The sequence below is a fragment of the Streptomyces sp. NTD91 genome, from assembly GCF_059510455.1.
In genome coordinates, this window is record NZ_JCAJZW010000003.1 from 127689 (window position 1) to 147276 (window position 19588).

Below are 19588 nucleotides of genomic sequence, written 5' to 3' on the forward strand. Positions count from 1 at the left end.
TTGTGCGCCAGTCCGACGGGCCCTCAGACGATTTCCGTATCGAGGGTCACAGGACTGGACGGGGGACCTTCGCCGAGCAGCGTGCGCAGCAGCTCGGCGAGTCTGGTCGGATACACCGTCTCATGTGCCCGGGTCAATTCCTGACACGTCCACCAGCGCGCTCCGGCGACACTGCGCCGCTCCAGCTCCGTCAGCGCCTGCGCGACGGTGGCCGTCTGCGTCGTACGGGCCAGGTAGTACCACTCGTCCTGGTCCCAGCGGCGGCCGGCGAACGGGAAGGAGCACATCCGCCGCCACAGCACCGGGCCGAGTACGACGTCGGTGATGCCGGTCTCCTCGGCGAGTTCCCGCCGGGCGGCCTCCTCGCGCGTCTCGGCGCCCTCCAGACCGCCGCCCGGGGTGAACCACCAGTCGTCGGCCGGATCGTCCGGCTCATGGCCGTGCAGCAGGAGGATGCGGTCCTCGGGGTCGAGGAGGACCACCCGGGCCACCTTGCGCAGGCCGCCCCCGTACGACTCCGCGCCGGTCCGCGTGGTCTCAGCGGACACCGGCCGCCTCCGGGCGGGCGGTACGGGCGCCGGAGCCGCCCACGCGCTTGGCGACGGGTCCATAGGCGCCGCCGGCCAGCACCAGGACCGCACCGGCGACGATCAGCAGCTCGATCGTGGACAGCGGACCGGGCCGGGACAGGGCGCCGAGGGCCTCGAAGCCGGTGGGACGCTTGAGCGAGCCCTTCCAGGGCCAGATGACGGCGTCCACGCGGGCCGTCACCGCATCCCGGGAGACCGTGCCCTTGGCCGCGTCGGTCAGATGCGCCGTGGAGTCCAGTGAGCCCTGGCGCTCGTCGCCGAGGAGGAAGAGCCGGCCCTTGGGCACGGTCACCGTCGGGAAGTTCTTGATCTCGGCCAGGCTGCCCTTGGGCAGATAAGGCTCGTCGATCTGCTTGCCGTCGACGGTCAGCTTGCCGTCGGTGCAGCAGGAGACGGTGTCACCGCCGACGGCGACCACCCGCTTGACCACCTTGGAGTTGGTGACCCAGCTCTTGTCCTCGAAGACGACGACGTCACCGCGCCGCACCTCGCCGCCGTCGACCTTCTGCGCCAGTACCCGGTCACCGGCGTCGATCGTGGGTGTCATGGAGCTGGTGGGCACGGTGTACGGCCGATAGGCCACCGCCGCCCAGGCGAACCCGCCGAGGAACAGCACCAGACCCAGCGCCACCGCCACCCCGGACAGCCGCTGTCCGAGCCCTTGCCTGCTCTCACCAGTCATGGACCCGGACCCTACCCGGCGGTACGGGCGCTTGCCCACCCACCCCGGGGCACTCCGCCAGGCGGGCCGTCGGCCGGGGCCGGCTCCGCCCCGGACCCGGCGGTCCCACGAGCCGTCGGCTCGGCCGGTCAGTCGCGCTTCGCCCTGGTCGCCTTGCGCCGCCGCCGCACCAGGACCGGCAGCACCGCCGCGACGGCCACGCCCTGCGGGACCACCGACAGGGCGGCGGGGGTCGCGTACTGCTGGTTGATGCCGGGCTGGTCGAAGGTGTCCGGGACGGGCAGGGTGCCCCAGTGGTTGATCGGCCACGCCTTGACGATCGCGCGGCCGACCACGTCGCTGACCGGGACCATGCCATGGTGCTTGTCGGACTGGTTGTAGCGCGAGTCCCGGGAGTTCTGCCGGTGGTCGCCCATCACCCAGACGTAGCCCTTGGGGACCGTCACCTTGAACTGGCCGCCCAGCTCGTCGTCCGTGCACGGCGTGTTGCCGGCGTAGACGTACGGCTCGTTCAGGGCGTGGCCGTTGACGAGCAGCGGGCCGGTGCCCCTGCACTCGACCGTGTCGCCGCCGACGCCGATCACTCGCTTGATCAGGTCCCTCTCGTTCGCGGACGGCATCAGACCGATCCAGCTGAGGACCTTCTGCACGGCATTCGGGCTCGGCGTCGGTTCGCCCGCCAGCCAGTTGTCCGGGTCGTGGAAGACCACGATCTCGCCCCGCTCCGGCTGGGAACCGAACCACGGGGTGAGCTTGTCCACCAGGACGCGGTCACCCACCTGGAGGGTGTTCTCCATCGAGGCCGACGGGATCGAGAACGCCTGCACCAGGAAGGTCTTGATCAGCAGCGCCAGCACCAGCGCGATCACGACGAGGATCGGCAGCTCCTTCCAGAAGGAGCGAGGCTTCCTCGGCCCGTCGGCCGACTCGCCCGCGCCCGCGTTCCCGGTGCTCGGCCGCTGTCCGTCCTGCGGCGTGCCCTCGTCGCCCGCCGCATCATTCCCGGAGGTCATGGCGCCGTCCGGCCCGGGGACGTTGTCCTCCACGGGGTGCCCGCGGTGCTCTTCGCCGTCGTGACCCGACCGTGCGCCAACCGCCACATCCCCCACGCCAACTCCTTACTCTGCTCCGCCGCCCGCGCCGCATACGGCGCAGGCCCACCACTCCCATAACGAGCGGGAGTTCCGCAGGGGTCGGGAGCTGGGTCGTTCCGTTCGGATTCTCGGAGGCAACCCTATGCGAGAGTCCGGGACCAGCCGTCGCACCCGCCCCGGAGTGGCCGACGCTTGCGAAGGTTTTAGGTTCTTGGAGGCGTGTCCAGTGGCCGATCGGCCAGCCGATGGCGACGGCCCGGCCGACCACGGAACTCTCGGCCACCGTGCCGCCGTACGGCGTGTCCTGGTGGAACCGGGAGTCCGCCGAGTTGCCCCGGTGGTCGCCCATGACCCACAGCCGGCCCTTGGGGACGGTGATGTCGAAGGGCTGGGCCGAGGGGGCGTCACCCGGATAGATGTAGCCGCCCTCGGTGAGCGGTACGCCGTTGACGGTGACGCGGCCCTGCTCGTCACAGCACTTCACATGGTCACCGCCGACTCCGATGACCCGTTTGATCAGGTCTTTCTCGTTGTCGGAGGGCAGCAGGCCGATGAAGGTGAGGCCTTCCTTGAGCTGCTTGACGACGACCGGGTCGTGCTTCTTGGCCGTCTGCTCGTCGGCCAGCCAGCCGCCCGGGTCGTGGAAGACGACGACGTCCCCGCGCTGCGGCTTGGCGCCGAACCACGGGGTGAGCTTGTCGACCAGGACCCGGTCGCCGATCCGGATCGTCTGCTCCATCGAACCGGACGGGATCACGAACGCCTGGACGAGGAAGGTCTTCAGGACGAGCGCTATGAGGACGGCGACACCGACCAGAAGGGGGATCTCCCGAACTGCTGAACGCCGGCGTTTGCGTTTGACCTTGCGCTGGAGCTTGCGCCGCTCCGCGCGGGTACGGCCGCCGCCGGGCGTGGAGGTGCGGCGCGCCCCTGTGGGCAGCAGGTTGTCGGCGGGACTGCCGGGCACCCCGCGCGGTTTGCCGCGGCTACCCATGCGCGCCCTCCGCGGAGGCCGCCGGCACGCGCGCGTAGACGCCGGGGCGCGTCAGGTGCCGGAAGTGCCCCGAGGGCCACAGGATCCAGTCGGCGCGGCCGATGACGTCGCCGACCGGGATCATGCCGCCGCCGGGCGAGCCGAGGTGGTCGCGGGAGTCGCTGGAGTCGCCGCGGTGGTCGCCGAGGACGAACAGACGGCCGGGCGGCACGACGACGTCGAAGGGCACGGTGGAGGGGCTGTCCCCGGGATAGAGGAACGACGACTCGTCGACCGCGCGGCCGTTCACCTCGATCCTCCCCTTCTTGTCGCAGCAGACCACATGGTCTCCCCCCACACCGACGACGCGCTTGATGTAGTCGGCGTCCCCGAAGTACCCGGTGCCGTCGAACACGATCACGTCGCCGCGGCGCGGCTGGGCACCGAAACGGTACGCCAACTTATTTACGAGAACGCGGTCCCCGATCCTCAAACCCTGTTCCATGGATCCGCTCGGAATCTGGAACGGTTGCACCACGAAAGCGTTGAGGACCAGCAAAAAGACGAGGCAGGCGAGGACGGTGAGGGTGATCCGGCCGCCCGGCAGCCAGTCGGTGATCCGCGCCGCCAACGCGAAACGCGACCGTCCCTCCGGACCCGGGGAATCCGGGTGGGAGGAACGGTCGCGTTCCGTCGGCTGTGCTTCGGTGTCCATCGGAGCCAGATGCTATCCGGCTCCGCTGTGACGCCGGTGAAGCGCTCAGCTCTCGCGCTTCTCCTTGATCTTGGCGGCCTTGCCACGCAGGTCACGGAGGTAGTACAGCTTGGCGCGGCGCACGTCACCCCTGGTGACGAGCTCGATCTTCTCGACGATCGGGGTGTGCACCGGGAAGGTGCGCTCGACGCCGACGGAGAACGAGACCTTGCGGACCGTGAAGGTCTCGCGGACACCGGAGCCCTGGCGACGGATCACCACGCCCTTGAACTGCTGCACACGGGAGCGGTTGCCCTCGATGACGCGGACGTGGACGTTGACGGTGTCACCCGGGCGGAAGGCCGGGATGTCGCTGCGCAGCGACGCGGCGTCGACGGAGTCGAGCAGGTGAGACATTTCGTCTGCTTTCTTCGCTGATGCCACAGGTCATCAACGGAAACTAGGTGTTTGCACGAAGCCGTGTGCGAGTCGGGGCGGACGTCGTGTCCCCCTGTGGCAGGGGCGCACGCCGGACGGGCGCACAACAGCGGCCTATTCTTCCATGCCCTCGGCCCGCCGCCAAAATCGTCCGTACGGCTCGCCCGCCGGGTCCGGTTCCCAGCCCAGGACGGACAGCATCTCGCGGTCCTTCTTGTCGAAGGCCTTGGGGTCGCAGCGCTCGATCAGGTCCGGCCGGTTGGCGGTCGTGCGCCTGAGGGCCTCGGCACGGCGCCACCGGGCGATCCTGCCGTGGTGGCCGCTGAGCAGCACGTCCGGGATGTCCCGGCCGCGCCACACCGGCGGCTTGGTGTAGACGGGCCCTTCCAGGAGGCTCGCCATGGCACCGGGCGCGAAGGAGTCGTCGCGGTGGGAGTCGGCGTTGCCGAGGACGCCGGGCAGCAGCCGCGCCACGGCCTCCGTGATGACCAGTACGGCTGCCTCCCCGCCGGCGAGGACGTAGTCGCCGATGGAGACCTCGTGGACCGGCATGCGCGTGGCGTACTCGTCCATGACGCGCCGGTCGATGCCTTCGTAGCGGGCCGGTGTGAAGATCAGCCAGGGGCGCTCGGAGAGCTCCACGGCGAGTTCCTGGGTGAAGGGCCGGCCGCTGGGCGTGGGCACGATCAGCGCGGGGGCCCGGTCACCGCTCTCGTAGCCGTCGGCGAGGACCGTGTCCAGGGCGTCGCCCCAGGGCTCGGTCTTCATGACCATGCCGGGGCCGCCGCCGTACGGCGTGTCGTCGACCGTGTGGTGCCGGTCGTACGTCCACTCCCGCAGATCGTGCAGCCGCACGTCGAGCTGTCCACGCGCGCGTGCCTTGCCGACGAGGGAGACGTTCAGGGGTTCCAGGTACTCGGGGAAGATCGTGACGACGTCGAGGCGCATTACGACTCGTCTCCCGAGTCCCTCGAGGAGGCGATCCCGGCGCGGTCGTCGATCAGGCCGGGCGGGGGTGCGACGACGGCCTTCTGCCCCTCCAGGTCGATCTCGGTGACGATCTCCTCCACGAAGGGGATCAGCACCTCGCTGCCGTCGGGCCGCTCCACGATGAACAGGTCCTGGGAGGGCAGGTGCGAGATCTCGGTGATCCGGCCGACCTCCTCGCCGTCCTCGGTGACCACGTCGAGGTCGATGAGCTGGTGGTCGTAGTACTCGTCCTCGCCCTCGGGCAGTTCCTCCGGGTCGACCTCGGCGATCAGGAGGGTGTTGCGCAGGGCTTCGGCCGCGTTGCGGTCGGTGACGCCCTCGAAGCGCAGCAGGAGGCGGCCGCTGTGGACGCGTCCCGTCTCGATGGTCAGCGGCCCCGCGGAGGAGGGGTCCGTGGCGAGTACGACGCCGGGCGCGAGCCTGAGTTCCGGCTCGTCGGTGCGTACCTCGACGGTGACCTCGCCCTTGATGCCATGGGCACGGCCGATCCGTGCGACTACCAGCTGCACGTGTCCAATTCTCCTGTCATCTCCTGCCGGCGTCCTGCTCATACGACTGCGGGCCGGGGACGGCCAGTGGCCCTCCCCGGCCCGCGCCGGTTGCGATGAAGCGTCAGCGGACGTGATCCACGTCGACGAGGTCGACGCGGACACCGCGACCGCCGATGGCGCCCACGACGGTGCGCAGGGCGCGCGCGGTACGGCCGTTGCGGCCGATCACCTTGCCGAGGTCGTCCGGGTGGACCCGGACCTCGAGCACGCGCCCGCGGCGCAGGTTGCGCGAGGCGACCTGCACATCGTCAGGGTTGTCGACGATGCCCTTCACGAGGTGCTCAAGCGCCTCTTCGAGCATGCTGCTCAGGCCTCGGTCGACTCGGACTCGGCAGCCGCCTCGTCCTTCTTCTCGGCCTTCTTCTTCTGGGTGATCGCCTCACCCTTGCCCTCGTCGTCACCGCCGAGCGCCTCGAACGACGGACGGGCCGGCTTCGGCTCGGCGGTGAGCAGCGGCGCGGGGGCCGGCTCGCCCTTGAACTTCTGCCAGTCGCCGGTCTTCTTCAGAATGGCGAGGACGGGCTCGGTCGGCTGCGCGCCGACACCCAGCCAGTACGCCACACGCTCGGCGTCCACCTCGATGACCGACGGGTTGTAGGTCGGGTGGTACTTGCCGATCTCCTCGATGGCCCGGCCGTCACGGCGGGTACGGGAGTCGGCGACGACGATGCGGTAGTGAGGCGAACGGATCTTGCCCAGACGCTTCAGCTTGATCTTGACTGCCACGGGAGTGGGTTCTCCTGGATTTGACGTGGTTGGGCACGGCGAGCATGCCGCGTGGGGTTGCGGTACCCGAGTGCCCGACGGACGCGTCAGCCGGAGGAGAGAGGGGTCCTGTGCGGCTGTCGAGTACAGCTAGCCATTGTGCCACACCCGTCGGGGCGCTTTTGGCCGAGGGTGGGCGAGCCGGGGGCGGGCATGACGGGGAGGCACCCGGCGTGGAGGTGAGGTCACGTCGGGTGCGCCGCCCGGTGCTGTGAAGTTCGCCGGCCGCACGGATCCGTCCGCCGTCCGCGACCCGGCACCCACGAGATGCCGGTGTCCGCGGCCCGTGTCACGCCGCCCCCGCGACCTCCGGGATCCGGAACGGCTTGCCGCAGCCGCCGCAGACGATCGGGGCCTGGGCCAGGACCGAGGGGACCACCCGGACGTTGCGACCGCAGTCGCAGACCGCCTTGACCCGGACGCCGCCCCCGGAGGAGCCGTGCCGGGCGGCCGGGCCCCGGAAGGTGCGGGTGGTGTCCGATGAGGTGGCTGCCGTGTGGGCCTTCAGCGCGCGCTGGAGCCGCTCGATCGTCGGGCGGTAGCGGCGCTTGGCCTCGGGGTTGAGCGTGACCAGGGAGAAACCGCTGCTCGGGTGCGGCTCCTCCGGGTGGTCGAGGCCCAGTTCCTCGGCGATGGCCAGGAAGCGGCGGTTGTGGTAGCGGCCGGCGCGGGAGGTGTCGCGGATCCCGCGGGCGGCGGCGATGCCGTGGACTGCCTCGTGCAGCAGTCGCTCGAAGGAGAGCTCGTGGCCGCAGGCGGACGACGACTCTCCGATCAGGGATTCTGGCGCGGCGAGATCCGGCAGCTCGGGGTGGTACCGCTGAATGTCGGCCCACGCCTGCGCCAGCTCCGCGGCGAGAACAGGTGGTGTCTGTGTCGTGCTCACGTAATGACAACGAGCGGGACGTCGAATGTGTTCCTATTCCGGGGCCATCTCAAATAATTTGCACGTACCCGTCAGTTGCCGCTGATGCGCCCGGACGAGGGCGGGTGCGCTGATCTGCGGAGAAGCCTCGCAGCTCCTATCAAGCTGGTGCGTAGTCCGCGGTACGCCCCGGCCAGTAGTGCCCGGTGCGAGAGTGGTCGGCAGGTGCGCAAGACGTGTTTCGGCCGCTCTCGGCGCGAGGCCTCACCTCGGTCAGCGTCCATGAGTCGCGTGACGTTACCGCGCGCAGTCCGGCCCCCTGGTACCGGCCCGTTCCTCCGCAGCGGACACCGTACGGCCACGCAGGTTGCCGGGATGTGAAATCTCGCCACACCGGCGCCCGGGCCCCAAGCCGGGCCCCTCGACCCCTGGACGGGGCCGCGGGCCGGGAGTTACCTGGCATACGTGGGAAGTGCGCGCGCACGGCACGGGGGCCACGCAACCGGGCACAGCGGTGAACTGTCGGCGGATTGGGGCGCTTACCTATGACACCTACGCTCGTGCGGCAGCACGTGGCGCACGCGGAGTCCGCACCCCGCGTGGACCTGTGCGCACGTGCGCGTGACTGGTCCGAGATCCAGGAGCGGATGCTGGTGCCGCTCTACGAAGCCGTCCACGAACGACTCGAAGTGGGCCCCGGCACCCGGCTGCTGGGCCTGCGCTGCGGCGCCGGGCTCGCCCTGCTGCTCGCGTCCGGCAGAGGGGCCGATGTCACCGGTGTCGACGCCGCCTCCCCCGAGCGGCTCGCCCTCGCCCGCGAGCGGCTGCTGCCGGACGCCTCGCGCGGTGCGAGCGGAAGCGTCCTCTCCGGACCCCCAAAGGACGGCGGGCACCGGCACGGCCCACGCGGCGGGGGCGCATCCGGCGCGGGCGGCCGTACCCACGTGCCTGCCGTGCGGCTCGTCGGCGGCCCGCCCCGGGACGCGGCCCGCCCGGAGGGCTCCCGCTACACCCTGGTGACCGTCTTCGAACCGATCGGCTGCCTCGCGGGCGACTCCGCGGGGCTCGGTGAGCTGCTGGCGGACGCGCTGCCGCTGGCCGAGCACGGCGCCGCCGTGGTGCTGGCCGGCTGGGGCCCGCCGGAGCGCTGCGCCACCTCCTCGGTCCTGCGGGTGGCGACGAGACTGGCCGATCCGCTGCGCAGTGCGCGCAGTTGGCGGCCCGCCCGGCGCGACGACCTGGAGGAGGTCGCCCAGCGGGCGGGGCTGAAGCCGGACGGCTCGGGGCGGGTGGCTTGTCCTTTCGGGTACGCCGACCTCGACAGCGCCGTACGAGGACTGCTGTCGACGGGGCTGTTCGACGCGGCGATCGCGGCCACGGACGCCGAGCAGGTCGACAAGGAGCTGACGGAGGCCCTGCATCCGTACCGGCGTCCGGACGGAACGGTGTGGATGCCGAACGTCTTCCGTTACCTCGTCGCGCGCGTGCCCTAGGGCGTGTTCCGAAAGTGGCGTCGTCCGCCCGGAGGGCGGGGTCCGCGACGTCTGGTGCGGTGCATCGCAAGGCGGAGGGTCGTCCTCGTACCGGGCGTACGTGGACGATCCCGACAACGCGGCGAGGTGCCGTGCCAGGCGTCGCGGACCAGACGGGACTTTCGAAACACGCCCTAGATTTCGGTCTCCTTGGTGAGGCGCGTGATACCGGCGATCCGGTACGCGTCCGCCTCCTCCAGCGTCTCGTTCGCCAGCAGCGCCTCGGCGAGAGCGTCCAACTGGCCGCGGTGCTCGCGGAGTTTGCGGCACACCTCCTCGTAGCACTCGTCCACGATCCGCCGCATCTCGGTGTCGATCGCGTCGAGGGTCTGCGGGGCGGCGGCGAGGCCGTAGGCCTGCTGGGCGTCGTTGGGGAGCGCGGACAGCCGGCCGACCTCCCGGCTCATGCCCCAGCGGGACACCATCCCGCGTGCGATGTTGGTGACCTGTTCCAGGTCGCTCTCGGAACCGGTGGTGATCACGCCGTAGACGCCCTGCTCGGCCGCCATCCCGCCGAGCGCGCCGATGATCCGGCCGCGCAGGTACTCCTCGGTGTACGCGTACTTGTCCGCGTCCGGTGTGGACAGGGTGACGCCGAGGGCGCGGCCGCGCGGCACGATGGTGATCTTGCGGACCGGGTCGGCACCGGGCTGGAGCATGCCGAGCAGGGCGTGCCCGCTCTCGTGGTAGGCGGTGCGCCGGCGTTCCTCCTCGGGCATCACCAGGGCGCGCTCGGCGCCGAGCTGGATCTTCTCCAGGGCGTCGGAGAGGTCGGTCTGCGTCACCGCCTGCTGCCCCCGCTTCACGGCGATCAGGGCGGCTTCGTTGGCGAGGTTGGCCAATTCCGCACCGGTCATGCCCGGTGTCGTACGCGCCACGTGCGCGAGATCGACGTCCGGAGCGAGCGGGATGTCCCTGGTGTGGATCTCCAGGATGGCCTTGCGGCCGCCCCGGTCCGGGGGCGAGACCTGGACGATCCGGTCGAAACGGCCGGGTCGGGTCAGCGCCGGGTCGAGGATGTCGGCACGGTTGGTGGCGGCGATGACGATGACGCCCTCCGAGCCGGAGAAGCCGTCCATCTCGGTGAGGATCTGGTTCAGGGTCTGCTCGCGCTCGTCGTGGCCACCCATCGAGGCGCCGCCGCCGCGGGCCCGGCCGATGGTGTCGATCTCGTCGATGAAGATGATCGACGGGGCGACCTTGCGGGCCTCGGCGAACAGCTCCCGCACGCGTGAGGCGCCCACACCGACGATCATCTCGATGAACTCCGAGGCGGACGCGGAGAAGAACGGCACCCCCGCCTCGCCCGCGACCGCGCGTGCGAGCAGCGTCTTCCCGGTGCCGGGCGGGCCCGCCAGCAGCACACCGCGGGGCATCTTGGCGCCCATGCGGCGGTAGGAATCGGGGTTCTTCAGGAAGTCGACGACGTCGTTCAGCTCGCCCTCGACCTCGTCGATGCCGGCCACGTCGGCGAAGGTGGTGCGCTTCTCCCCCGGCACCAGCTCGACCGGCTTCGGCGGTGCCTTGCGGCCCAGCATGCCGCCGGCGCCGCCCAGCCCGGCACTCATCCGCCGCGCGACGAGGATCCACAGGGCGACGATGATCACCATCGGTGCCAGGGAGATCAGCAGGTTGGACAGGAAGCTGCGGTGCTGGACGACCGGTTCGGCGGTGACCGTCACGTTGTGCTTGGTCAGATTGGCCCAGAGGTCGTCGTGCGCGAAGGACGGGCGCTCGGTGTTGAACTTGGTGTACTTCCCGCCGCCCTCGGGGTCGGCCCGCTCCTTGCGCAGCTGGCCCTGGATCGAGTCGCCCTTGGCGTAGATCTTGGCGACGTTGCCGTCGTTGACCTGCCTGCTGAACTCTGTGTACGAGATCGTCGGCTCGTTGGCCTGGTCGAAGTAGGACAGCACCAGGTTGGCGATCAGGTACACGACCAGGGCGGTGATGACCAGCCGCCACCAGCCGCCGCGCATCCGGCGCCCGCCGGGCGGCTGCCGGGGCGGCTCGTCAGGGGCGCCCTCGGTGCGCCAGGGCTGGTCGGGTGACTTGCGCGGCGGCGCGGGGTTGGTCATATGCGGACGGTACGACAATGGCCAACCCCTGGCACGCGCAGAGGTGGACGCGGGCCGACTCAGCCCATGAACTTCCTGAACTCGTCCGGCAGCTCGAAGTCCTGGCCGCCCTGCTGGGGCAGCCCGAAGGCGTTCCCGCCCTGCGCGGTGGCCTCCCGGCGCTGGGCCGCCTCCAGCTCCTGCTGCTTGCGCTTCATCGGGTTGCCGGAGCGCTGCTTGCCCTTGGCCTTCTTCGGCTGCTTCTTCGCCCGACCGGGACCGCCGCCCATGCCCGGGATCCCCGGCATGCCGGGCATACCGCCGCCCTGTGCCATGCGGGACATCATCTTGCGGGCCTCGAAGAACCGCTCGACCAGGTTCTTCACCGCGCTGACCTCGACGCCGGAACCCTTGGCGATACGGGCGCGGCGGGAGCCGTTGATGATCGTCGGGTCCTGGCGCTCGGCCGGGGTCATCGACTTGATGATCGCGGCGGTACGGTCGACGTCGCGTTCGTCGATGTTGTTGATCTGGTCCTTGATCTGGCCCATGCCCGGGAGCATGCCGAGCAGCTTGGAGATGCTGCCCATCTTCCGGACCTGCTCCATCTGGGCCAGGAAGTCGTCCAGGGTGAAGTCCTGGCCCTTCTTGGACGCCAGCTTCGAGGCCATCTTGGCGGCCTCTTCCTGGCTGAAGGTCTTCTCCGCCTGCTCGATCAGGGTGAGCAGGTCACCCATGTCGAGGATGCGGGAGGCCATCCGGTCCGGGTGGAAGGCGTCGAAGTCCTCGAGCTTCTCACCGTTCGACGCGAACATGATCGGCTTGCCGGTGATCTGCCGGATCGACAGGGCGGCACCACCGCGGGCGTCACCGTCGAGCTTGGAGAGCACCACGCCGTCGAAGCCGACGCCGTCGCGGAAGGCCTCGGCGGTGTTGACCGCGTCCTGACCGATCATCGCGTCGACGACGAAGAGGATCTCGTCGGGGCCGACCGCGTCCCGGATGTCCGCGGCCTGCTGCATCATCTCCTGGTCGATGCCCAGGCGGCCGGCGGTGTCCACGATCACGATGTCGTGCACCTTGGACTTCGCGAAGTCGATGGAGTCCTTGGCGACCTTCACCGGGTCGCCGACGCCGTTGCCCGGCTCCGGGGCGTACACCGCGACGCCGGCGCGTTCGGCGACGACGCTCAGCTGGTTGACGGCGTTCGGGCGCTGGAGGTCACAGGCGACCAGCAGCGGGGAATGGCCCTGCTCCTTGAGCCACTTGCCGAGCTTGCCGGCGAGGGTGGTCTTACCGGCACCCTGCAGACCCGCCAGCATGATCACGGTCGGCGGCTGCTTGGCGAAGCGCAGACGCCGGGTCTCGCCGCCGAGGATGGTGACGAGCTCGTCGTTGACGATCTTCAGGACCTGCTGGGCCGGGTTCAGCGCTTTGGAGACCTCGGCGCCGAGCGCACGCTCCTTGACGTTCTTGATGAACGCGCGGACGACCGGCAGGGCCACGTCCGCTTCGAGGAGCGCGATGCGGATCTCGCGTGCCGTGGCGTCGATGTCCGCCTCGCTGAGGCGCCCCTTGCCGCGGAGATTTTTGAAAGTCGCGCTGAGGCGGTCGGAGAGGGTATCGAACACGGTGGCGTCGGTCCTCGAGGTCGGGGTCGGTCTGGGCTGCCCTCCAGGGTATCTGGCCGCGCAAGCAAATCGTCCGCGCCCGCTCGACCGGCGAGCGCGCGAGGGCGGGACGCAGGGGTTCCACGCCTGTCCGTGGGGCACACGGCGACGCGATCGCCACGATCCGCGCACGCCCGGTGAACACGTGAGCACCGAGCCGAGGTCCGCCCCCGCAGCCCGCTGGGCGGCCCCGGAGGCGAGACGCCGCCGTCCGCACCGCCGGCCGGGGGGCACCCGAGGCGCGACGCCACCACGCCCGCCCGAGGACGTTCCGGGCCACGATCCCTGCGATCCGCACCCGCCCCGCGGAGACGCTGTGCCCGAGGCCCGCAACTGGCCGTGAGCCCGCCGGGAGGCGATGCCTACAGTCCGCGTCCGCCTCCAGTGGACGCCCGGGAGCCGGTGCGTGCAGCCCGGAGGCGCGAGAGCGCCCCGGGTCACCCTCGCAGCGTCTCCTCCAGCACGCGCGCGAGTGAGCCCGCGTCCTCGCGTGGCAGTGGCTGGCCCGCGCCGGTCGTGACGTAGAACGCGTCCACCGCGTTGGCGCCCAGCGTCGAGACGTGCATGCTCCGCACCCGCACTCCCGCCTTCTCCAGTGCCATTCCGATCCGGTGCAGCAGCCCGGGAGCGTCCTGGGCGCGGACCTCGATCACCGTGGCGTGGTGGGAGGCGGCCGGGGCCACCGTCACCCGGGGCGGCGGGGCGATCCAGCCGCGGCGCCTCGGATAGGCCGCGTCCCGTTCGGCGAGCCGTCCGGCGATGTCCAGGGTGCCCTCCAGGGCGCGGACGAGGTCGGCGCGCAGCCGGGTGGCCTGCGGCAGGGAACCGTACTCGGCGGCCACCCGCCAGTTCAGCAGCAGCACCGAGCCGTCGTCGACGTCGTGGGGCAGGCGCAGGGCGCGGAGTTCCGCCGTACGGACGGTGAGGCGGTGGACGGCCAGGACACCGGCGACGGCGGGAAGGACGGCGGGCTGGTCGGGTACGGCGATGAGCAGTTCCACGCCGAGGGGCTCGCCGGACGGCTCGGCCTCGGTGGCCGGTTCCGTCTGGGCGCGCAGCGCGAGGACCGGGCCGCCGGTGCGGAACGCCTCGATCGCGAGCCGCTCCTGCTCGGCGGTGGGCGCGGCGGGTTCCGGCTCGTCGGGGGCGTCGCCCGCGAGCACGGCGGAGGCACGCCGCACCAGATCGGCGACGAGGGAGCCGCGCCAGGAGGACCACGCCGCGGGTCCGGTGGCGAGGGCGTCGGCCTCGGTGAGGGCGTGCAGCAGCTCCAGGGTGCTCTGTGCGCCGACGGCCTCCGCGACCGAACGGACGGTGGCGGGGTCGTCCAGGTCGCGCCGGGTGGCCGTCTCGACGAGCAGCAGGTGGTGGCGGACCAGCAGGGAGAGCACGGTCACGTCCGCGCGGTCGAAGCCGATCCGGGCGGCGACGTCCTTGGCGATGATCTCGCCGGCCACGGAGTGGTCGCCGGGCCAGCCCTTGCCGATGTCGTGCAGCAGGGCGGCGACGAGGAGCAGGTCGGGGCGGCTGACACGGCGGGTCAGTTCCGAGGCGCGGACGGCCGTCTCGATCAGGTGCCGGTCCACCGTCCAGATGTGGACGGCGTTGCGCTGCGGGCGGCAACGGACCCGCTCCCAGTCCGGCAGCATGCGGCTGATCAGGCCTTCGGCCTCCAGCGCCTCCCAGACCTCCACGGTCGGCCGGCCGGAGCCGAGCAGGGTGACCAGTTGCTCGCGGGCCTCCGCGGGCCAGGGCGTGGGCAGAGGGCGCGCGGTGGCGGCCATGCGCCGTACGGCATGCAGGGAGAGCGGAAGGCCGGCCTGCGCGGCGGCGGCCGCGGCGCGCAGCGGGAGCACAGGGTCGCGTTCGGGGCGCGCGGTGCGGGCGAGCACCACCTCGCCGTCCTGCTCCACCACGCCCTCGGCCAGCGGCGACCGCTCCGCGGCGGGCTTGCCGCCGCCCAGCATGGCGCGCAGGCGTGGACGCACGGCGCGCGACCGCAACACGCGCCCCACCTCGCGCCAGGTGACGTCGCTGGCGTACGACACGATCCCCGCCGCCTCGTACACCTGCCGCAGCAGCGTGTCCGCGTCCAACAGTCCCAGCTCGGCCGCCACCTGGTCCTGTTCCTGGAGCGCGAGCCGGTCGGTGGCACGGCCCGTCACCAGGTGCAGCGCGTCCCGTACGTCGAGCAGGCGCCGGCGCGCGTCAGCGAGGCCCTCGCGCGGGGCGTCGGCGAGCCAGGAGGCGGCGACGGCGCGCAGGGCGGTGGCGTCCCTCAGGCCGCCGCGCGCCTCCTTGAGGTCGGGTTCCAGCAGGTACCGCAGCTCGCCCTGGCGCTCGGCACGCTCGGCGCACAGTTCCTGGAGTTCGGGCAGGCGTTTGGGGGCCTGGTTGCGCCAGTCGGCGAGGACGGCCGTGCGCAGTCCGGCGGTGAGCCCGAGGTCGCCGGCGAGATGGCGGGCGTCCAGGAGACCGAGGTGGACCTTCAGATCGTCCCCGGCGGTCTTGCGTGCCTCGGCCGGGGTGCGCACGGAGTGGTCGAGGGCGAGGCCGAGGTCCCAGACGGGGTACCAGAGACGGTCGGCGAGGGCGGCGACCGCGCCGGGATCGGAGTCGTCGTGCAGCAGCAGGAGGTCGAGGTCACTGCGCGGGGACAGCTCTCCACGGCCGTATCCGCCGACGGCGACGAGGGAGACGCCCGCGCGTCCCGCGGCCGCCGCCGTGAACAGTCCGGAGAGCCAGTCGTCGGTCAGTTCGGCGAGGGCGGCACGGCGCGGCGGCCCGGACCGCGCCCCCTCGGTGAGGAGGCGCAGCCGGGCCGCCGCGTAGCCGCTGGGTCCCGAGCCCTCTGCATCCGTGCGCACGTCCGCTCCCGTCACCCAGCGACTCCCGTTCTCACAGTGGTGGTCAGAGCGCGTCCGGGCCGCGCTCGCCGGTGCGGACCCGTACGGCCGTCTCGACCGGCAGGGACCAGACCTTGCCGTCACCGATCTTGCCGGTGCGGGCGGCCTTGACGACGACCTCGATCAGCTGCTCGGCGTCGTCGTCCTCGGCCAGCACCTCGATGCGGATCTTGGGGACCAGGTCGACGGTGTACTCGGCACCGCGGTAGACCTCGGTGTGGCCCCGCTGACGACCGTAACCGCTGGCCTCGGTGACCGTCAGGCCGTGGACGCCGAAGGCCTGCAGGGCCTCCTTGATCTCGTCCAGCCGGTGCGGCTTCACGACGGCGGTGATGAGCTTCATGCGTCCACCTTCTTGGTCTGCGTGGCGGCCAGGGCCGGGGCGTGGGCGGCGGAGCCGAGGACACCGCCGCCGGCGCCGCTGAAGTCGTAGGCGGTCTCGGCGTGCTCGGCCTGGTCGATGCCGGAGACCTCCTCGTCCTCGGTGACCCGCATGCCGATCGTCTTGTCCAGCAGGAAGGCGAGGACCGCGGAGACGACCAGGGAGTAGGCGAGGACCGCGCCGACACCGGCGCACTGCTTCCACAGCTGGGTGAAGGAGTGGTCGCCGTAGAAGACGCCGGTCGCGGTGGACTGGCCCTTTCCGGTGGCGAAGAAGCCGATCAACAGGGAGCCGATGATGCCGCCGACCATGTGGACGCCGACGACGTCGAGGGAGTCGTCGTAGCCGAACCTGAACTTCAGGCCCACGGCCGCGGCGCAGGCGACACCGGCGATGGCGCCGACGGCGATCGCGCCGAGCGGGGAGACCGCGCCGCCGGACGGGGTGATCGCGACCAGACCGGCGACCGCGCCGGAGGCGGCACCCAGCGTGGTGAACGCGCCGTGCCGGATCTTCTCGTAGGCGAGCCAGGCCAGCATCGCGGCCGCCGTGGCGACCTGTGTGTTGACGAACATCAGCGCGCCGACGCCGTCGTCGTTGCCGAGCCAGGAGCCCGCGTTGAAGCCGAACCAGCCGAACCACAGCAGGCCCGCGCCGAGCATGACCAGCGGAAGGCTGTGCGGGCGCATCGGGTCCTTCTTGAAGCCGACGCGCTTGCCGATGACGAGGATGACACCGAGGGCCCCGGCACCCGCGTTGATGTGGACCGCCGTACCACCCGCGAAGTCGATCACGCCGAGCTTGTAGGCCCAGCCGTCGGCGCCCCAGACCCAGTGGGCGACCGGGACGTAGACGATCGTGAGCCACAGGGCGATGAACAGCGCCCAGGCGGAGAACTTCACGCGGTCCGCGAGGGCGCCGCTTATCAGGGCCGGCGTGATGATCGCGAACATCATCTGGAAGACCATGAACACGAAGATCGGGATGGTGTAGCCGGGCCACAGCTCGGTCAGGCCGATCTTGCGCAGGCCGAACCAGTCGGAGTCCCAGCCGATGAGGCTGTTGTGCGTGCCGAAGGCGAGGGAGAAGCCGTAGAGCACCCAGAGGATGGTGACGATGCCCATGCTGATGAAGCTCATCATCAGCATGTTCAGGGTGCTCTTGACGCGGACCATGCCTCCGTAGAAGAAGGCGAGACCCGGCGTCATGATCAGCACCAGGGCGGAAGCAATGAGCATGAAGCCTGTGTTCGCGGACGACAGCTTGGGTGCCTCCGCGGCAAGCGTGATGGCTGGTGCCATCGGCGTCTCCTCGTCGGTTGGTACGGCCCCGTGCGGGCGGTGCCTGAGCGGTCCGGCGGGTCGTGGGGTGGGCCGGTTATGCGCCACGAGATTGACGCAGCGCGGTTTCGGTCGAGGCCCCTCGTTGTTTCACCGGGGTGACGAAGGCGCCGGGCGTGTTACGCGTCCATGAACTGCCGGATCCCGGCCGTGCCGATCGTTATCGTGACGCAACCTGCTCCGGAGATCCCGCCGGACACACAGGCCGGCCGCGGCGGCCTCTCCGATGACCTGGCGTGGGGGAGCCGAGTCGGGCAGTTCGGGAGGACCGGCCGCGGCCGGGGCGGGGGAGCCGGGTGTCAGACCGCTTCGGCGGCCTCCGGCAGATCGGCGGTGAGCCGCTCGGTGAGGTCGACCACGGCCGCGAGACCGCCGTAGTCCCGTACGGCCGTGTCGACCGTCTTTCGAATACGAGTGTTCACACGCTCGGAGCGGACCTTCCTGGCGATGTCCATGGCCTGCGAGGCATAGGCCGTGCTCTGCTCGGGCTCGCGCCTCAGCAGGTGCACGGTGGCCATGCCGATCAGGTTCAGCGCGTACGACCGCTGGTGCTCGCTGTCCTCGGCGAACAGCTCCACCGCCTTCTGCATGAGTGGCTCGGCGAGCGAGGCGTAGGTCGGGCTGCGGCCGGCGACGTAGGCGAGGTCGCGGAAGGAGTGGGAGTTCTCGCCGTGGAGCTCGGCCTCGGAGAAGAAGCGGATCCAGTCGGGGTCCGGCTCGTCCCACTCGTCGGCCTCGGCGAAGGTGTCCTCGGCCATACGGACCGCGCGTTTGGTCTTGCCCGGCTGGCCCATGTTGGCGTAGGCGCGGGCCTCCATCGCATACAGCATGGACTGGGTGCGCGGGCCGGCGCAGTCCCGGCTGCCGTACTGGGCGAGGTGGATCAGCTCAAGGGCGTCGTCGGGCCGGCCGAGATGGATCATCTGGCGGCTCATGCTGGAGAGGATGTACGAGCCCAGGGGCCTGTCGCCGGCCTCCTTGGCCGCGTGCAGGGCGAGGACGAAGTACTTCTGCGCGGTGGGCTGGAGTCCGACGTCGTAGCTCATCCAGCCCGCCAGTTCGGCGAGTTCGGCCGCGACCTTGAAGAGTCTGCGGGTGGTGGCCTCCGGCTGCGGCTCCTGGAGCAGGTCGGTGACCTCGTGCAGCTGGCCGACGACGGCCTTGCGGCGCAGACCACCGCCGCACTGGGCGTCCCACTGGCGGAACATCCGCGTGGTGGACTCCAGCAGGTCCAGCTCGGGCTTGGACAGCCGGCCGGGCCTGCGCGCATCGAGGACGGGCTCGGGCCCTGCGGGGACCGGGGAGGTGGGACTCGGCACGAGCCAGCGCTGCATCGGCTCGATGAGGGACGGGCCGGCGGACAGGGCCAGCGAGGTGCCGAGGAAGCCGCGCCGGGCCAGCATCAGGTCACTGCGCGAGAACTCGCCGAGCAGGGCGACGGTCTGCGGGGCCGTCCAGGGCAGGTCGACCCCGGACGCGGAGGGAGTCGGGCGGGCGGCGCGCAGACCGAGGTCCTCGATGGAGACCACACAGCCGAAGCGCTCGGAGAACAGCTCCGAGAGGAGGCGCGGGATCGGCTCGCGCGGATTCTCCCCGTCCAACCAGCGGCGCACGCGCGACGTGTCGGTGGAGATGTGGTTGGCGCCCAACTGGCGGGCCCGGCGGTTCACTTGGCGAGCCAGCTCGCCCTTGGACCAGCCGCTGCGCACGAACCACGACCCGAGCAGCTCGTTGGGGCGCTTGTCAGCGTTCGTCGCGCTTCCGCCGTTGCCGCCCACTGGAACGCCCCCATCCCTGAGACCACTTGTCGTCGAGTGCGCCAAGCCCTATCAGAATGCCGGTAAATACGGCCTCTTGTCCGCCGGTTCTCACCCTTCGAACGAGCTGACGACTCGCCTCCGGCATACCCATGGACGCATATGCCGACCCGACTCGCACACTCACAGTAATCCCACGATCACCCGCCCAGCCACGGGGATCCCAGAAACGCCACCATTCGCCACCCCTTCGAATGAACCCACTGCGGTCCGCACGCGATTCACTTGACATAGGACGGCCGGAA

Annotated in this window: 18 protein-coding genes; 1 reads left to right on the forward strand and 17 read right to left on the reverse strand. The window is 70.9% G+C overall.

Translation table 11 applies throughout. The features are described from left to right. Nucleotides 1-23: 23 nt before the first annotated feature. The 11 genes from AC5WRT_RS05095 to AC5WRT_RS05145 all read right to left on the reverse strand — a co-directional run bounded on the left by AC5WRT_RS05095 (nt 24) and on the right by AC5WRT_RS05145 (nt 7663). Nucleotides 24-548, reverse strand: coding sequence for an NUDIX hydrolase (locus AC5WRT_RS05095; RefSeq protein ID WP_496096906.1), 525 nt, complete (start codon nt 546-548; stop codon nt 24-26). Next, the gene (lepB, locus tag AC5WRT_RS05100; RefSeq protein ID WP_496096907.1) at nt 538-1272 is read right to left on the reverse strand and encodes a signal peptidase I; all 735 of its coding nucleotides are present in this window, start codon (nt 1270-1272) and stop codon (nt 538-540) included. The genes AC5WRT_RS05095 and lepB (AC5WRT_RS05100) overlap by 11 nt, the downstream gene beginning before the upstream one ends. 128 nt (nt 1273-1400) lie before the next feature. Then, the gene (gene lepB / locus AC5WRT_RS05105; protein ID WP_496096908.1) at nt 1401-2381 is read right to left on the reverse strand and encodes a signal peptidase I; all 981 of its coding nucleotides are present in this window, start codon (nt 2379-2381) and stop codon (nt 1401-1403) included. Continuing rightward, nucleotides 2269-3360: a signal peptidase I gene (lepB, locus tag AC5WRT_RS05110; RefSeq protein ID WP_496096909.1), complete on the reverse strand. Its 1092-nt coding sequence runs from the start codon at nt 3358-3360 to the stop codon at nt 2269-2271. The genes lepB (AC5WRT_RS05105) and lepB (AC5WRT_RS05110) overlap by 113 nt, the downstream gene beginning before the upstream one ends. Then, nucleotides 3353-4054 carry a signal peptidase I gene (lepB, locus tag AC5WRT_RS05115; RefSeq protein WP_496096910.1) on the reverse strand — a complete coding sequence of 234 codons (702 nt, stop codon included), beginning with the start codon at nt 4052-4054 and terminating at the stop codon, nt 3353-3355. Before lepB (AC5WRT_RS05115) ends, lepB (AC5WRT_RS05110) begins: the two co-directional genes overlap by 8 nt. A gap of 45 nt (nt 4055-4099) precedes the next feature. Next, nucleotides 4100-4450, reverse strand: a complete 351-nt coding sequence (gene rplS / locus AC5WRT_RS05120; protein ID WP_055704359.1) for a 50S ribosomal protein L19 — start codon at nt 4448-4450, stop codon at nt 4100-4102. Nucleotides 4451-4585: 135 nt separating this feature from the next. After that, a complete protein-coding gene (gene trmD, locus AC5WRT_RS05125) occupies nt 4586-5419 on the reverse strand; it encodes a tRNA (guanosine(37)-N1)-methyltransferase TrmD (RefSeq protein ID WP_496096911.1) in 834 nt (277 codons plus the stop codon). Further along, a complete protein-coding gene (rimM, locus tag AC5WRT_RS05130) occupies nt 5419-5970 on the reverse strand; it encodes a ribosome maturation factor RimM (RefSeq protein ID WP_496096912.1) in 552 nt (183 codons plus the stop codon). The genes trmD and rimM overlap by 1 nt, the downstream gene beginning before the upstream one ends. Nucleotides 5971-6073: 103 nt before the next feature. After that, nucleotides 6074-6313 carry an RNA-binding protein gene (locus AC5WRT_RS05135; RefSeq protein WP_003973401.1) on the reverse strand — a complete coding sequence of 80 codons (240 nt, stop codon included), beginning with the start codon at nt 6311-6313 and terminating at the stop codon, nt 6074-6076. Between the two features lie 5 nt (nt 6314-6318). Next, the gene (gene rpsP, locus AC5WRT_RS05140; protein ID WP_208898581.1) at nt 6319-6738 is read right to left on the reverse strand and encodes a 30S ribosomal protein S16; all 420 of its coding nucleotides are present in this window, start codon (nt 6736-6738) and stop codon (nt 6319-6321) included. A 328-nt stretch (nt 6739-7066) separates the two neighbouring features. Then, entirely contained in the window at nt 7067-7663 is a 597-nt protein-coding gene (locus tag AC5WRT_RS05145) for a hypothetical protein (RefSeq protein WP_076091312.1), read from the reverse strand. 524 nt (nt 7664-8187) lie between these two features. On the opposite strand from AC5WRT_RS05145, the gene AC5WRT_RS05150 reads away from it, so the two are divergent. Further along, entirely contained in the window at nt 8188-9135 is a 948-nt protein-coding gene (locus tag AC5WRT_RS05150) for an SAM-dependent methyltransferase (protein WP_496096913.1), read from the forward strand. Between the two features lie 173 nt (nt 9136-9308). On the opposite strand, the gene ftsH is transcribed toward AC5WRT_RS05150, so the two are convergent. The 6 genes from ftsH to nsdA all read right to left on the reverse strand — a co-directional run bounded on the left by ftsH (nt 9309) and on the right by nsdA (nt 19304). After that, nucleotides 9309-11249, reverse strand: coding sequence for an ATP-dependent zinc metalloprotease FtsH (gene ftsH, locus AC5WRT_RS05155; protein ID WP_496099968.1), 1941 nt, complete (start codon nt 11247-11249; stop codon nt 9309-9311). Nucleotides 11250-11308: 59 nt separating this feature from the next. Then, nucleotides 11309-12859: a signal recognition particle protein gene (gene ffh, locus AC5WRT_RS05160; RefSeq protein ID WP_496096915.1), complete on the reverse strand. Its 1551-nt coding sequence runs from the start codon at nt 12857-12859 to the stop codon at nt 11309-11311. A 476-nt stretch (nt 12860-13335) separates the two neighbouring features. After that, nucleotides 13336-15780 (reverse strand): [protein-PII] uridylyltransferase, encoded by a 2445-nt coding sequence (locus AC5WRT_RS05165; protein ID WP_496099969.1) that lies wholly within the window; start codon nt 15778-15780, stop codon nt 13336-13338. Nucleotides 15781-15808: 28 nt separating this feature from the next. Beyond that, complete coding sequence (locus tag AC5WRT_RS05170) at nt 15809-16147, reverse strand: P-II family nitrogen regulator (protein WP_039656487.1); 339 nt, start codon at nt 16145-16147, stop codon at nt 15809-15811. Next, nucleotides 16144-17487: an ammonium transporter gene (locus AC5WRT_RS05175; RefSeq protein WP_496096917.1), complete on the reverse strand. Its 1344-nt coding sequence runs from the start codon at nt 17485-17487 to the stop codon at nt 16144-16146. The genes AC5WRT_RS05170 and AC5WRT_RS05175 overlap by 4 nt, the downstream gene beginning before the upstream one ends. Before the next feature lie 338 nt (nt 17488-17825). Beyond that, nucleotides 17826-19304, reverse strand: coding sequence for a transcriptional repressor NsdA (nsdA, locus tag AC5WRT_RS05180; RefSeq protein ID WP_496099970.1), 1479 nt, complete (start codon nt 19302-19304; stop codon nt 17826-17828). Nucleotides 19305-19588: the final 284 nt, after the last annotated feature.